The following is a 13,469-nucleotide window of genomic DNA, read 5'->3' on the forward strand; positions in this document are numbered from 1 at the left end:
TTCAGGGAAGTTCGTCTGGCGCAGTGGCCAATGCGACCGCCAGCCCGGCGGTGATCGCCTCGGCGGATATTTGCGTGCGCAGCGGGCCGAAGAATGCGCCGTCCCGCACCACGAACATCGCCGGCAGGTGAAAAACGCCATAACGCTGCACCGCGCCGCCATTTTCCTCGGCGTCGATCCAGCACAGACGATCCACAGGGATCGATTGCTCCGGCAGATGATGGCGGGCCCAGCGGCAACTGGAGCAGCCCAGGCTGGTGAAAATCAGCAGTGACACGCCCGGCAGCGCCAGCAGTTGCTGGTCGAGGTCGAAGTCCGTCAATTGCAGTTGATCCACGCGCTTCTCCTCTGAATGATGTGCGGCTGATTGTATGCCCGCCGCCGGTTCTGGCAGGACCGGCTTTGCTGTGAATAGCGCTTTGACATCGCGAGCGGCGTGAGGCGAGACCACCCGACGTGCGATTGCGCCGCCCGAAACAGGTCAGACAATGCCGCAACTGTTGGACGAAAGCCACGCTTACCCATTGTCGAAGGATGGGCTAACGCGCTAAGGTTCCGCTCCCCCGTTGCGCTCAATCATGCTCGGCTCCGCCGCACGGGGACGCTGGCGGCCAGCATCCGCGACCTGATGAGTAACACGATGGCTGATTTACCGATTGACGACCTCAACGTTGCCTCCAACGAGACACTGATCACCCCGGATCAGCTGAAACGCGAAATCCCGCTGACCCCTGCCGCCCAGGCCACGGTCAGCCAAGGTCGCGAAGTCATCCGCAACATTCTCGACGGCAAGGATCACCGCCTGTTCATCGTGATCGGGCCGTGCTCGATCCACGACCTCAAGGCCGCCCACGAATACGCCGACCGCCTCAAGGCGCTGGCCGCCGAAGTGTCCGATACGCTGTATCTGGTCATGCGCGTGTACTTCGAAAAACCGCGCACCACCGTGGGCTGGAAAGGCCTGATCAACGACCCGTACCTGGACGACTCCTTCAAGATTCAGGATGGCTTGCACATCGGCCGTCAACTGCTGCGCGATCTGGCCGAAAAAGGCCTGCCGACCGCCACTGAGGCGCTCGACCCTATCTCGCCGCAGTATCTGCAAGACCTCATCAGCTGGTCGGCCATCGGCGCGCGCACCACCGAATCCCAGACCCACCGCGAAATGGCGTCGGGCCTGTCTTCGGCCGTCGGCTTCAAGAACGGCACCGACGGTGGCCTGACGGTCGCGATCAATGCCCTGCAATCAGTGTCGAGCCCGCATCGCTTCCTGGGTATCAACCAGGAAGGCGGCGTGTCCATCGTCACCACCAAGGGCAACGCTTACGGCCATGTCGTATTGCGCGGCGGCAACGGCAAGCCCAACTACGACTCGGTCAGCGTTGCTCTGTGCGAGCAGGCGCTGAACAAGGCGAAGATCAAGCCGAACATCATGGTCGATTGCAGCCACGCCAACTCCAACAAAGACCCGGCGCTGCAGCCGCTGGTGATGGAAAACGTCGCCAACCAGATTCTCGAAGGCAACGAATCGATCATCGGGCTGATGGTCGAGAGTCATTTGAACTGGGGCTGTCAGGCCATTCCCAAAGACCTCGCCGATTTGCAGTACGGCGTGTCCATCACCGATGCATGCATCGATTGGGAAAGCACCGAGAAAACCCTGCGCAGCATGCACGCCAAACTCAAGGACGTGCTGCCCGGCCGTAAACGCGGCTAAACGGGCTGACTGCAGAAATGACAACGCCGAGCAAATGCTCGGCGTTTTATTGTGTGGAGCTTACCGTATGAAAAGCGGCGCGGTTAAATCTTGGCCGCCTGCCGCTGGTTGCGCTCCATATAGCGCTCTACATAAGAGCACGAAGGGATCACGGTATAGCCGATGTCATCGGCATAGTTGAGCGCCACTTCGGTCAAGGCTGCTGCTATCCCCCGCCCGCGCAATTCGTTGGGAACGAACGTACGGTAAATGTCCAGGGTCTGTTTACCCAGGTCCATGTAAGTCAGATAGGCACGATGACCGTCAATGTTCACTTCGAACTGGTGACCGGTCTCGTCATGGTGGATGGACAACGCCTCGCTCATCGCTACTCCTCGCGGGTCTTGGAATTGGACCCCTACCTTATCGACATTTTCCCGGCGAAGGAACCTCTACAGACCCCGTGTCGTTTATCGGGCTGCAAGACTGGGCCTGATTACGCCGCCCTGTGCCGTTTGGACACCGCGAAGCAGACCGATGTTCTTGAATATCAGCACAGGCAAATAGTAGGCCCCTTCTGCGAACAGGCTCAAGTGAATGAACTGTTAATTGCGCTGCCGCACATCTGACCGCAACCCATGCGGAACCTGTCGTCGCCGGCCAATGTCCATTGAGACGCGACGCTTGTAGTTGAGTTACTTGATCAGTGTTTCACCCCCTTGGGGATGCCTTCATCAGGCAGGCTGCTTCGTGCGGATAAAAAGCGTGAGGAGTTGCACGGAACACCTTCAAAGCAAAGAATTTTAGGCAGATCTTGCACTCGGTCCGTTTACTTACTACAAACAATGAGTACTATGTACGCCGGTCATTTTCTCACTTTCGAGAGATGACTAATTTGATAGAAGTCCTTTAAGGGGAACACGATGAACAACGTTCTGAAATTCTCTGCTCTGGCCCTGGCCGCAGTTCTGGCTACCGGTTGCAGCAGCGCATCCAAAGAAACCGAAGCCCGTCTGACTGCAACTGAAGACGCAGCCGCTCGTTCGCAAGCGCGTGCCGATGAAGCCTACCGCAAGGCTGATGAAGCTCTGGCTGCTGCTCAAAAAGCTCAGCAAACTGCTGACGAAGCCAACGAGCGCGCTCTGCGCATGTTGGACAAGGCTAGCCGTAAGTAATAATCCCTCGGGGTTATTGATAAGCCGATCCGTGTACGGATCGGCTTTTTATTGCCCGCAGTTTGCGCCCCTCGCCTCGCGAAGGCCCGGTTGCCAGGCAATAAAAAACCCGCCCTCCTGCGCTATCAAAACAGGATGGGCGGGCATCGGCGGCGTGAGACAGCGCGCCGTTATTGCAGCGTCAGCGGTGCTTCATTGACCACCGGCGCGGTCGGCACGGCGATCTCTACCGGCATGCCGTCTTCGGCCGCTACCACGTCCCGCACCTCATCCCAGTTGATTCGCAGGCTGTTGGCCAGGTCTTCACGCTTGAGCAAGGCGTTGATGACCGCCGTGTGCTTGTCGACCACAGAAGGGTTGCCGCTTTCATCGAGGGGCGTGTGCGCTTCGAGGAAGACCTTGCCGCCGCTGACGCCGAACTTATAGGGCTCGCTCATGATGCGCACAGTAGTGCCCACCGGCACCATGTCGGCCATTTCAAGCACGTTGTTGTTGTACATGCGGAAGCAGCCATGGCTGGTGCGCATGCCGATGCCGAACTTCTTGTTCGAGCCGTGGATCAGGTAGCCCGGCAAGCCGAGGCCGAATTTGAACGGGCCCAGAGGGTTGTCAGGCCCTGCCGGCACCACGTTGGGCAGGATGTCACCGTCGGCCGCGTGCTCGGCCTTGACCGACGCGGGCGGCGTCCAGGTCGGGTTAGGGGTCTTGGCCGTCACTTTGGTCGTGGAAATTGGCGAGCCCCAACCTTCGCGGCCGATGCCCAGCGGGAAGGTGTACACCACGTTTCGGCCTTTCGGGTAGTAGTACAAACGGTACTCGGCGAGGTTGATGACGATCCCTTCGCGCGGGCCCGGCGGCAAAATGAAGCGCGTCGGCAACACCACCTGGGTGCCTGCACCCGGCAGCCATGCATCGACGCCGGGGTTGGCGGCGATCATTTCCAGGTAGCCCAGATCGTAGCGGGTGGCCAGGTCAGCAAAGGTGTCTTCGTATTTGGCGGTCACGGTTTGCACCTGACCAATGATGTCCTCACCGGGCGGCGGCAGCGGAAACTCCAGTGCGGAGGCGGGGCCGGCCGCGCACAGCGCAGCGAACGACAGACAGCGGGCGAAAGCTGGAATGCGCGACAACATCCGGAGGATCCTTGGTAGACGGGAGGCTTGATTGAGCGCGATTGTACACGCACGCCTGCGCCTCAGGGAGTGCTCGCGCGCCTTAAACGCCGGCTTCCAGCTCCGGCCAGATCGGGTGCCAGCCACGTCGCTGGGCGTCGATGATGGCCCGGCATAGCGGGCACAGCCGCTCGTCCTGATAAACCGTCTGCTCCACGGCTGACCAGCGCGGCTGCGCGGGCAGCAGGGTGCCGCACAATGTCCGGTCGGCCGAGCCTGCCAGTTCGAGCTGGCGAGCGACCAGATGCACAAGGATTTCCTGGCACGCAAACAGGTCGAGCTGTTCGTCAGGCTCGATCAGTTGATAGGCATAAAGGGACCAGGCAGGACGGCGCGGCATCGGGGGCTCCAGATCGGGGGCGCCACATTAGCCGAAAGCCCCCGTCTGGAAAAGGCCTGCAGGCCTTTAAATCAACGGTTTTGGTCTGAAGGCGGAGAAACCGGGCAACTGCCGTCGCGGCATCGACGACTGCCGTCCGGATGAGGCAACCACGCCAGATGCGGACGCCAGCGGCAGAACAATCTATAACCGAGGTTCAGCAACGGTCTGAGCGGCCGCCATGACAGCGGCGCAGCCCATGCGCCCAGGCCGGCTGCGCGCCAACTCCAGAGCGTAGCGTCGAGGCCCGTGACCCAGGTGCCGTCTGCGAACCTGGCATGCAGGGCGTCGTGCATCTGCTCAATGCTAAACCCCAGCGCAGCGGCATCGAAGCCCTCTTCGTCAATATCGACGAACTGCAACCGCCCTGGCGACGCGTGCGAGCGCAGGACCTTGATCTCACGCGCGCAAAGGGGGCAGTCACCGTCGAAATACAGCGTCAAAGGCCACTGCTCTTTCTTGTACATCGTCTGCATCCTGTATAGGTTTCACCCACCATAGGCGCTTACTCACAGACTGACAATGGCGCTGACCCGTTCTCTGTCACCAGGCCCGAATATCCGGCGATCAGGACAATGCCCAGCCCGGCCACCTCGCAACGCCGCAGTCAAAGCAAAGGCTTGAGCACCGGCCAGACGTTATCCAGCAAATAAGGCTGCGCCTGGACGTTAGGGTGGATTCCATCGTTTTGCGTCATGTCAGGCCTGCCGCCCACACCTTCCAGCATGAAAGGCACCAATGCCGCATCGGTGGCTTCGGCGACTTTCGGGTACACCGCCGCGAATGCCGTGGTGTAGCGCTCACCGTAGTTCGGCGGGATTTTCATGCCCAGCAAGAGCACCTTGGCCCCCGCCGCCTTGGACTGCTCAACCATGTCGGTAAGGTTTTGTTGCAATTGCGCCGGGGGCTGGCCGCGCAGGCCGTCATTGCCGCCCAGTTCGAGGACCACCAGATCAGGTTTGTGCTCGGCCAGCAGCGCCGGCAGCCGCGCCTGGCCGCCTGCGCTGGTGTCGCCGCTGACCGACGCATTGATGACCTTTTCCTTGAAACCTTCCTCTGCCAGGCGCTGCTCCAGCAGGCTGACCCAGCCAACCCGGGTATCCAGGCCGAAAGCCGCGCTGATACTATCGCCAACGATCAGCACCGTGCCCGCCATCGCGCCTTGAGACACCAGCAGCAAACCCAGGCCAGCACTTAAAAACCACGCACGCATCGGATTCTCCATGAGCGAAAGTATTCTCAGTGCTCGGAACCTCAGCAAAGTGGTCCCAAGCACCGAAGGTGACTTGACCATCCTGCACGAACTCTCCCTGGAACTAAACAAGGGCGACACACTGGCCATCGTCGGCGCGTCGGGCTCGGGCAAATCCACCCTGCTCGGTTTGCTGGCCGGTCTCGACCTGCCGAGCGCCGGCTCGGTGATCCTGTCGGGCCGCAATCTCAGCGAGCTGGACGAGGATCAGCGGGCCCGGGTTCGCGCCGAGCACGTTGGGTTTGTATTTCAGTCCTTCCAGCTGCTCGACAGCCTGAACGCGCTGGAAAACGTCATGCTGCCGATGGAGCTTGAGGGCCGCAAAGACGCCCGCGATCAGGCACGGCACCTGCTGGAGCGGGTGGGACTGGGTCAACGCCTGACCCATACGCCGCGCCAGCTGTCGGGCGGCGAGCAGCAACGGGTGGCCATCGCCCGGGCTTTTGCCGCCGACCCGGACGTGCTGTTCGCCGATGAGCCCACCGGCAATCTCGACAGTCACACCGGCGAGCGCATCAGCGACCTGCTGTTTGAACTCAATAAAGAGCGCAATACCACCCTGGTGCTGGTCACCCACGATGAGCGCCTGGCACACCGCTGCCGACGCCTGATCCGTCTTGAAGGTGGCCGACTGGTCGCCCCCATGGAGCCTTGATGGCACGCCTGCCCTTTTCACGTCTGCTCAGTCTCGCCGCGCGCCAGCTGATGCGCGACGCCCGCGCCGGCGAACTGCGCGTGCTGTTCTTCGCGCTGGTGGTGGCGGTGGCTGCCAGCACCGCAATCGGTTACTTCGGCGCACGGCTCAACAGCGCGATGCTGCTGCGCGCGACCGAATTTCTGGGGGCTGACCTCATCCTCGGCGGCTCGACGCCAGCGACGCCCGAACAGATCGACGCCGGCAAGGCGCTGAAACTGGACCATTCCAGGATCGTCATTTTCTCCAGCGTGGTGGCCACCGATAACGGCATCCAGCTGGCCAGCGTCAAAGCCGTTGATGCGGCGTACCCCTTGCGCGGCGAGTTGAAGAGCGCCCCGGCACCGTATGAAAGCGAAACGACGGGCGGTGAGCCAGGGCCCGGCGAAGCCTGGGCAGAGGCGCGGATCCTTGTCGCGCTGAATCTCAAGGTGGGCGACAGCATCGACGTCGGCTCCAGAACCTTGAAGCTCACCCGGGTGCTGACCTACGAGCCGGACCGTGCGGGCAATTTCTATAGCCTCACGCCGCGGGTGATGATCAACATGGCCGACCTTGAGGCCACCAAGGTCGTGCAGCCTGGTAGCCGGGTTTCCTACAGAGATTTGTGGCGCGGCACACCGCAGGATCTGGCTGCCTACCGCAAAACTGTCGAACCGGGGCTGGCGCCGAACCAGAAAATCGACGACGCCCGCGACGGCAATCAGCAGATCGGCGGTGCGCTGGGCAAAGCCGAGCGTTATCTGAACATGGCCAGTCTGGTCGCGGTGCTGCTGGCGGGTGTCGCCGTAGCCTTGTCGGCGGCGCGTTTTGCGGTGCGCCGATTCGATGCCAGTGCGCTCCTGCGTTGTCTGGGGCTGTCGCGCAACGAAGCACTGGTTCTGTTCAGTCTGCAGCTGGCCATGCTCGGCGTGGCCGCCAGCGCGGCGGGTGCCCTGCTCGGCTGGTTTGCCCAGCTGGGCCTGTTTCATCTGCTGGAAAACCTGCTGCCGGCCGCGGTGCCGCCGGGTGGCTGGCTGCCTGCGGTAGCGGGTATCGGCACCGGGCTCGTTGCGTTGGCCGGCTTTGCACTGCCGCCGCTGGCAGCGTTGGGGCGCGTGCCACCGCTGCGGGTGCTGCGTCGGGACATGTTGCCGATACCCGCCAGCACCTGGCTGGTGTACGGTGCGGCGCTCTTCGCGCTGGGGCTGATCATGTGGCGGTTGAGCCTCGACCTGGTGCTGACGTTCGCCCTGCTGGGCGGCGGCGTAATCGCGGCGTTGCTGCTGGGCGGCGTGTTGCTGCTGGCCTTGAAAAGCCTGCGAAGGTTGCTGGCCGGAGCATCCTTGCCGTGGCGTCTGGGCCTGGGTCAATTGCTGCGCCACCCGATGGCCGCTGCGGGTCAATCGCTGGCGTTTGGCCTGATCCTGCTGGCCATGGGGCTGATTGCGCTGTTGCGTGGCGAGCTGCTCGACACCTGGCAGAATCAGTTGCCCAAAGACGCGCCCAACTACTTCGCCTTGAACATCCTGCCCAACGACAAAGACCGTTTCGCCGAGCGTATGGGCCAGCTCTCGACACACAGCGCGCCGTTATACCCGATGATTCCCGGGCGTCTGATGACCATTAACGGCGAACCGGTGAGCAAATTCGTCACCAAGGACTCGCGGGGCGAAAACGCGACCCAGCGCGACCTCAACCTGACATGGGCGGCAACGCTGCCGGAAGGCAACAGCATTACGGCAGGCCAGTGGTGGACCACCGACAAGCCCCCTGCCGGCGACGTCGTTCCCGGTGTATCGGTGGAAACCAAACTGGCCGACAGCCTGCACGTGAAGCTGGGCGACACCCTTGGCTTCGTGATCGGCGGGTTGACCCGCGAGGTCCGTGTGACAAGCCTGCGCGACATCAACTGGGACACCTTCCAGCCCAACTTCTTCATGATCTTCCAGCCCGGCACCCTGAAGGATGTGCCTGCCACGTACCTGACCAGTTTCTATCTGGCGCCGGGCAATGATCAGCAAATCGTCGAGCTGTCCCGGGCTTTCCCGGCGGTAACGATCCTGCAGGTGGAGGCGCTTCTGGAACAGCTGCGCAGCATCCTCGATCAAGTGACCATGGCGGTGCAGTACGTGCTGTTGTTCGTACTGGCAGCCGGGATGGCGGTGTTGTTCTCCGGGCTGCAGGCGACGCTGGACGAGCGGATTCGCCAGGGCGCGTTGCTCAGAGCGCTGGGCGCCAGTCGCAAGCTGTTGATCAAGGCGCGGCGCATCGAGTTCGGGTTGCTGGGCGCTGTAAGCGGTGTGCTGGCGGCGATTGGCTGCGAACTGGTCAGCTTCGCCCTGTACCGCTACGCCTTCAATCTGCAGTGGTACCCCCACGTCTGGCTGTTGACGTTGCCGCTGATTGGCGCGTTGCTGGTGGGTGGCGCGGGGGTGTTCGGGACGCGACGGGCGCTGAATGCCAGTCCGCTGCAAGTGCTGCGCGAGGGGTAAGATCCACAGACAGGCTTGGGGTGGGCGGCGACCGGGCCGCCCATCCGGGTCAGCTGGCGGGTGCGCGCATCGCAGCCGCTATTTCGGGTATTCGATCTTGTTGATCCACCATAATTTGCTGCCGGTCGGCACGGGCACTGACACTTCATCGCCCACTTCTTTCTTCAGCAGCGCCCGCGCCATGGGCGAATCAATCGAGATGTAGTCCATCCGGCCGTAAATCTCGTCGTACCCGACGATGCGAAACCGCTTGGTCTCGCCCTCTTCGTCCTCGACCTCAACCCATGCGCCGAAAAACACCCGGCCCTCCTGCTCGGGCGAGTACGCCACGACGCGCATGTCTTCCAGCCGCTTGCGCAAATAGCGCACCCGCCGGTCGATTTCGCGCAGCAGTTTCTTGTTGTATTGATAGTCGGCGTTCTCACTGCGATCACCCAGTGAAGCGGCCCACGCCACCTTTTGCGTGATGTCGGGCCGGTGTTCTCGCCAGAGGTAATCGAGCTCCTTTTTGAGGGCTGCGTGACCCTCGACGGTGATTATTTTGGTGCTGGTTTCACTCATCAATGCTTTCTCGGTCCGGGCGGGCTGGCTCGTTCGCGCAAGCCTACAGGGTTGGGCCTGGCGGCGGGCAAATCAAGTCGACGCTCACTTGACCAGGCGTACTTCCCTGGACGGTCGATAACCAAAATAGGCGCTGTAGCATTTGCTGAAATGGCTTGGCGAAACAAACCCGCAGGCCACCAGAACGTCCACTTGAGACAACTCGGTGTGCTGCAGCAAACGCCGCGCCTCGGTGATACGCAACTCCAGGTAATAGCGCTGCGGGGTGGTGCCCAGTTGTTCCTTGAACAGCCGTTCGATCTGCCGACGCGAGCGGCCGGCGTATTCGGCGAGTTGCTCCAGTTCCAGGGGCTCTTCAAGATTGGCATCCATCAGCCTGACCACCTCTTTGAGCGGCGCGCTGACGGTCAGGTGTCGGCTCGGTTTGATTCGTCGATAGCGTGATTCCTCGAAGGACAAGATGTCCTCGATGCCCTCGACCAGCGCTTTGTCATGCAGCCCTTTGATCCATTCCAGCGCCATGTGGAACGCCCCGGCCGGGCTTGACGCAGTGAGGCGATCACGGTCGATGACAAACGCTTCGCTGGTGACCTGACTGACCTTGCACACCTCGGCCAGGGCGGCGCGGTGCTCGGGGTGGATGGCGCAGCGATAGCCGTCGAGCACGCCAGCGGCCCCCAGAAACCAGGCACCGTTCCACAGCCCCGCGAGGGCAACGCCAAGTTCAGCGGCCATCGTGAGCAGGGTGTTCAACGCTTCATCGGCCTTGAGCTCGGTGCGGTATCCGCCGCAGATCACCAACAGATCCAGCTCCCTCAACGCTGAGGCTTCCAGCCGCGCGTCCGGCCGGATGACCAGACCCAGATCACTGGCGACTTCGCCTTCGCGCAAGCCAAAGGTGCGCGATGCAAACAGACCGGGGCGCAGCAGATTGGCGGTGACGAGGGTGTCCAGTGTCTGGGTGAACGCTGGCAACGAGAAGTGCTCGAGCAAGATAAAGCCCGCGCGCGCCTGGGTTGACGGGTCGCGTTTGTTCTCGTCCACATAGCGAAGGTTCTTGCCCTTCATGCCACCGCTGAATTCTCGCCGTTCGATCACTGCTGCCTCACGTTCGCGCCCGCCGCTCTTCGACTTAAAAAGCGGCAGCGCAATTCTAGCGGAACGGCGCTGGCATTAAAGTTTAGTCAGGCGTGCCGATACAGGTCGGCCTGCAAAAAACCATCCCCTGCGAGAAGTTGCCGGCCCAACCCACCCGCTCACTGACCCAGGCTGCTTTCATGGCACTCGATCCGATGACGATGCTGACGATGACCATTGCCCTCGCAGCCGCCGCCGCGCTGTACCTGGGCATGGAATGGCGGGCGGTGCAGGCGCCTTCGCTGCTGCTCTGGAGCGCGGGCTTTGCGACCATCTCCATCGGCTCGACCCTCGCGCTGTTGCGTGGCAGCGGCATTTTGCTCATCGGTATCTGGTTTGCCAACGGTTTGCTGGTGACTGCGCACTGGCTCTTTCTGTTGGGGGTGGCGCGGTTTACCCAGACAACACTGTCGAAAAACTGGTACCTGATCTTTGCGCTATGGCTCGGGCTTTTGCTGCTGCCGGATCAACCCTGGTGGTCGAAGGTGATGCTGGTGAGCAACTCCCTGCTGGTCACGCTGCTGATGCTCAAGGCCAGTTGGCTGTTGCGCCCGCATGGCAGGTCTCTGAGCGTCGGCGCCGTGCAGTTGCGCTACATCTTGCTGGCCCACGGCATGTTTTATCTCGCTAAAGCAGTGACGGCCGTCATGCCGGGCACGCTGATTGATCTGGCAGCCTTTCGAGGAGAGATCATTCAAATATCGCTGGTCGAAGGGGCAATGGCGATCATGCTGATTGCGCTGTCGATGACCGGCTCGGAGCGTTATCGCCGGGAAAAACATATCGCCAGGCTCGCAGCACGCGATCCTCTGACCGGGCTCTACAATCGGCGGGAATTTGAAGCACGCGGGCAGCGGCTGCTGGACAAGGTAACGGATACCCGGCCGGCAGCATTGTTGCTCATGGACATCGACCACTTCAAACTGGTCAACGATCTCTACGGACACTCGGCAGGCGATCAGTTGCTGATCACACTGAGCGAGCTCATGCGCTCGACCCTCCCGGACGGCTCGCTTGCGGCGCGCCTGGGCGGCGATGAGTTCGTGATCCTGCTGGACGACACTTCAAGTGAGCGGGTTCTGGCATGGAGCACTGCGCTGCGCGAGGCTTTTCAGGCGTCCGCGTTACACCGCTTTGCCACTCCCGAGGCGGTCACGCTGAGCATAGGCGCCAGTCTGTTCAGCGAGGCCCCCGCGAGCCTGGCCGTGCTTATCGAGCGCAGCGACTCAGCGTTATACGAATCGAAACGGGGTGGACGCAATCGGCTTCGGCTGGTAGACCAGAGAGCCGATGACAGCAGTTCGCTGCCGACCCAGTGAAGGATTGCCCGCCATGCCCCTGACCAGCGAGCGCTTGACTTACCGAGCCCCGACGCCTGCCGACCTTGCCCGGCTGTATGCCATCTACAGCGACCCTCAAACCCAGCAATTCAACCCGTCCGGCCCGATGACCGAAGAAGCTCAGGCGCAGGCGTTGCTCGTCCGCTGGACTGACCATTGGAACATTCACGGTTATGGCTGGTGGGCTATCGCGCGCAAGGACACCCCTCACCACATAATCGGTTTCGGTGGAATCGCGTTTCACGATTATCTGGGGGAGCAGCGCATGAACCTGGGCTACCGGTTTGCGGTGGAGGCATGGGGCAAGGGGTTTGCGACGGAAACAGGCGAAACGGCGTTGCGGCACGCGTTCGTCACGTTAGGGTTAGACGAAGTATTTGGTTTCGTGCGGCCCGCCAATCTCGCCTCGGCCCGGGTCCTGGAAAAGATCGGCATGCAGCGCTGTGGCGAACTCGACGACGTACCCGGCCAGCCACCGAGCTTGTTGTTCAAGGCGACGGCAGCATCGCTGAAAGCGTTATAGCCGGCAGGCGTCCGGCACCGGATCTTTCCGACACAGCGCCTTAGTGCGCCGCGTGCTCCGCACAGCTGGCGTCCAGCTCGTCCCACGGGTGCGCCATCTCACGTGCGTAGCCACAAGTGGGTAGGTGCTCAAACGTCGATTCGCGCTCGGACTCGCGTTGCTTGGCCTTGCAGGTTCTGCATAACACTGTGTGGTCTGATAACCGCCAGTGGCTGTTCCACCGTACGAGATCGTCGGTCACCATTGTGTCTTCCTCTGCATCGCTTGCTTACCCAGTTGATCCACTTTGGCGTTCAGGGTTTCGATTGCCGGGACGCGGCCTGATGAGCGGTCGGTCCCTCGGCAAGGCTGCCCCTGGTCATCGGCGACACGCCGGGTTGAACGGCAACATGAGCAACACTTCCTGGACCTCACGTGGTTTACCTAACCTTTACCAATCCCGGACGCAGCTTTACATGCATCCGGTGTTTCATAGGGCCATGGCGAATTCACTATACCGCCTGAGGAGACACCATGTTGTCGAAGATGAGCCACGCCTTGATTCTGTCCGGATTGCTCGCCGCGGCCGGTACCGCATCGGCCAGCGAACGCAACGTGATTGTTCCGGTTATCGCCGGGGCGGCCGTAGGCGCGGTATTGGCGGCAGTGATCAGTCAGTCGAACCATCACGGGCGCGAGCGTTACCAGGATTACCGCCCGCAGCCACAATATGCGCCGCGTTATCAGCAGCAGTACCAGCGTGTGGTTTATGTGCCGGTGCGCGAGCGCGTTGAGTATCGTCGGTTCGCACCCCCGCCACCGCGCGGCTATTACGATGGCGGCTACCGCAGGGGCTTCGACCACGGCCGTGGCTACGACCGCTGGTAATTTTGCAGCCCGCGGCATGACGGGTCCCGGCTGAAGCCAGAATGACCGGGCTGGCCTCTTCCCGGCTGAGCCGGTCCCACTGACAGCATTCACCTGTGGGACCGGCTTTAGCCGGGAAAGCGTCAGTGGCAACAACGAAAAAATCCAGGCAGTCCGGGCTGGCCTCTTCCCGGCTGAAGCCGGTCCCACTGACCGCACC

Annotated in this window: 15 protein-coding genes; 7 read left to right on the forward strand and 8 right to left on the reverse strand. The window is 61.8% G+C overall.

What is annotated here, in order from left to right; all coding sequences use genetic code 11:
* Window position 1 precedes the first annotated feature (1 nt).
* Window positions 2-337 (reverse strand): YbbN family protein, encoded by a 336-nt coding sequence (locus QRN48_RS18525; protein WP_191943616.1) that lies wholly within the window; start codon window positions 335-337, stop codon window positions 2-4.
* A gap of 303 nt (window positions 338-640) precedes the next feature.
* Between QRN48_RS18525 and QRN48_RS18530 the strand changes: the two genes are divergently transcribed.
* Entirely contained in the window at window positions 641-1,717 is a 1,077-nt protein-coding gene (locus QRN48_RS18530; protein ID WP_037011067.1) for a 3-deoxy-7-phosphoheptulonate synthase, read from the forward strand.
* 83 nt (window positions 1,718-1,800) lie between these two features.
* On the opposite strand, the gene QRN48_RS18535 is transcribed toward QRN48_RS18530, so the two are convergent.
* Window positions 1,801-2,082, reverse strand: a complete 282-nt coding sequence (locus QRN48_RS18535; protein ID WP_037011068.1) for a GNAT family N-acetyltransferase — start codon at window positions 2,080-2,082, stop codon at window positions 1,801-1,803.
* Between the two features lie 537 nt (window positions 2,083-2,619).
* Here QRN48_RS18535 and oprI point away from each other — a divergent pair.
* Window positions 2,620-2,871, forward strand: a complete 252-nt coding sequence (gene oprI / locus QRN48_RS18540) for an outer membrane lipoprotei OprI (protein WP_003199355.1) — start codon at window positions 2,620-2,622, stop codon at window positions 2,869-2,871.
* 170 nt (window positions 2,872-3,041) lie between these two features.
* On the opposite strand, the gene QRN48_RS18545 is transcribed toward oprI, so the two are convergent.
* The 4 genes from QRN48_RS18545 to QRN48_RS18560 all read right to left on the reverse strand — a co-directional run bounded on the left by QRN48_RS18545 (window position 3,042) and on the right by QRN48_RS18560 (window position 5,635).
* Window positions 3,042-4,004 carry a L,D-transpeptidase family protein gene (locus QRN48_RS18545; protein WP_037011076.1) on the reverse strand — a complete coding sequence of 321 codons (963 nt, stop codon included), beginning with the start codon at window positions 4,002-4,004 and terminating at the stop codon, window positions 3,042-3,044.
* Window positions 4,005-4,086: 82 nt separating this feature from the next.
* A complete protein-coding gene (locus tag QRN48_RS18550) occupies window positions 4,087-4,383 on the reverse strand; it encodes a hypothetical protein (RefSeq protein WP_285352233.1) in 297 nt (98 codons plus the stop codon).
* Between the two features lie 71 nt (window positions 4,384-4,454).
* Complete coding sequence (locus QRN48_RS18555) at window positions 4,455-4,889, reverse strand: thiol-disulfide oxidoreductase DCC family protein (RefSeq protein WP_285352235.1); 435 nt, start codon at window positions 4,887-4,889, stop codon at window positions 4,455-4,457.
* 140 nt (window positions 4,890-5,029) lie between these two features.
* On the reverse strand, window positions 5,030-5,635 hold the full coding sequence (locus tag QRN48_RS18560) for an arylesterase (protein ID WP_191943617.1): 606 nt from the start codon (window positions 5,633-5,635) through the stop codon (window positions 5,030-5,032).
* 10 nt (window positions 5,636-5,645) lie between these two features.
* Between QRN48_RS18560 and QRN48_RS18565 the strand changes: the two genes are divergently transcribed.
* Together QRN48_RS18565 and QRN48_RS18570 are read left to right on the forward strand one after the other, a co-directional pair.
* Window positions 5,646-6,329 (forward strand): ABC transporter ATP-binding protein, encoded by a 684-nt coding sequence (locus QRN48_RS18565; protein ID WP_037011087.1) that lies wholly within the window; start codon window positions 5,646-5,648, stop codon window positions 6,327-6,329.
* The gene (locus QRN48_RS18570; RefSeq protein ID WP_285352239.1) at window positions 6,329-8,842 is read left to right on the forward strand and encodes an ABC transporter permease; all 2,514 of its coding nucleotides are present in this window, start codon (window positions 6,329-6,331) and stop codon (window positions 8,840-8,842) included. The genes QRN48_RS18565 and QRN48_RS18570 overlap by 1 nt, the downstream gene beginning before the upstream one ends.
* Window positions 8,843-8,920: 78 nt before the next feature.
* Here QRN48_RS18570 and greB read toward each other — a convergent pair whose 3' ends face one another.
* Window positions 8,921-9,403 (reverse strand): transcription elongation factor GreB, encoded by a 483-nt coding sequence (greB, locus tag QRN48_RS18575; RefSeq protein ID WP_285352241.1) that lies wholly within the window; start codon window positions 9,401-9,403, stop codon window positions 8,921-8,923.
* Between the two features lie 84 nt (window positions 9,404-9,487).
* Window positions 9,488-10,471 carry a transcriptional regulator SouR gene (souR, locus tag QRN48_RS18580; protein WP_502944634.1) on the reverse strand — a complete coding sequence of 328 codons (984 nt, stop codon included), beginning with the start codon at window positions 10,469-10,471 and terminating at the stop codon, window positions 9,488-9,490.
* Window positions 10,472-10,680: 209 nt separating this feature from the next.
* On the opposite strand from souR, the gene QRN48_RS18585 reads away from it, so the two are divergent.
* From QRN48_RS18585 to QRN48_RS18595, 3 genes are all read left to right on the forward strand, one after another.
* A complete protein-coding gene (locus QRN48_RS18585; protein ID WP_285352245.1) occupies window positions 10,681-11,859 on the forward strand; it encodes a GGDEF domain-containing protein in 1,179 nt (392 codons plus the stop codon).
* Window positions 11,860-11,872: 13 nt separating this feature from the next.
* Window positions 11,873-12,403, forward strand: coding sequence for a GNAT family N-acetyltransferase (locus tag QRN48_RS18590; protein ID WP_285352247.1), 531 nt, complete (start codon window positions 11,873-11,875; stop codon window positions 12,401-12,403).
* Between the two features lie 513 nt (window positions 12,404-12,916).
* Window positions 12,917-13,270, forward strand: a complete 354-nt coding sequence (locus QRN48_RS18595) for a hypothetical protein (RefSeq protein WP_037011099.1) — start codon at window positions 12,917-12,919, stop codon at window positions 13,268-13,270.
* Window positions 13,271-13,469: the final 199 nt, after the last annotated feature.

Origin of the sequence: Pseudomonas sp. ME-P-057 (assembly GCF_030208975.1) — a bacterium.
Lineage (GTDB): Bacteria > Pseudomonadota > Gammaproteobacteria > Pseudomonadales > Pseudomonadaceae > Aquipseudomonas > Aquipseudomonas lutea.

Excerpts from the sequence above, each read along its gene's own strand:
- QRN48_RS18530 (WP_037011067.1), top strand. The coding sequence starts at position 641 with ATGGCTGATTTACCGATTGACGACCTCAACGTTGCCTCCAACGAGACA.
- QRN48_RS18535 (WP_037011068.1), bottom strand. The coding sequence starts at position 2,082 with ATGAGCGAGGCGTTGTCCATCCACCATGACGAGACCGGTCACCAGTTC.
- oprI (WP_003199355.1), top strand. The coding sequence starts at position 2,620 with ATGAACAACGTTCTGAAATTCTCTGCTCTGGCCCTGGCCGCAGTTCTG.
- QRN48_RS18545 (WP_037011076.1), bottom strand. The coding sequence starts at position 4,004 with ATGTTGTCGCGCATTCCAGCTTTCGCCCGCTGTCTGTCGTTCGCTGCG.
- QRN48_RS18550 (WP_285352233.1), bottom strand. The coding sequence starts at position 4,383 with ATGCCGCGCCGTCCTGCCTGGTCCCTTTATGCCTATCAACTGATCGAG.
- QRN48_RS18555 (WP_285352235.1), bottom strand. The coding sequence starts at position 4,889 with ATGTACAAGAAAGAGCAGTGGCCTTTGACGCTGTATTTCGACGGTGAC.
- QRN48_RS18560 (WP_191943617.1), bottom strand. The coding sequence starts at position 5,635 with ATGCGTGCGTGGTTTTTAAGTGCTGGCCTGGGTTTGCTGCTGGTGTCT.
- QRN48_RS18565 (WP_037011087.1), top strand. The coding sequence starts at position 5,646 with ATGAGCGAAAGTATTCTCAGTGCTCGGAACCTCAGCAAAGTGGTCCCA.
- QRN48_RS18570 (WP_285352239.1), top strand. The coding sequence starts at position 6,329 with ATGGCACGCCTGCCCTTTTCACGTCTGCTCAGTCTCGCCGCGCGCCAG.
- greB (WP_285352241.1), bottom strand. The coding sequence starts at position 9,403 with ATGAGTGAAACCAGCACCAAAATAATCACCGTCGAGGGTCACGCAGCC.
- souR (WP_502944634.1), bottom strand. The coding sequence starts at position 10,471 with ATGAAGGGCAAGAACCTTCGCTATGTGGACGAGAACAAACGCGACCCG.
- QRN48_RS18585 (WP_285352245.1), top strand. The coding sequence starts at position 10,681 with ATGGCACTCGATCCGATGACGATGCTGACGATGACCATTGCCCTCGCA.
- QRN48_RS18590 (WP_285352247.1), top strand. The coding sequence starts at position 11,873 with ATGCCCCTGACCAGCGAGCGCTTGACTTACCGAGCCCCGACGCCTGCC.
- QRN48_RS18595 (WP_037011099.1), top strand. The coding sequence starts at position 12,917 with ATGTTGTCGAAGATGAGCCACGCCTTGATTCTGTCCGGATTGCTCGCC.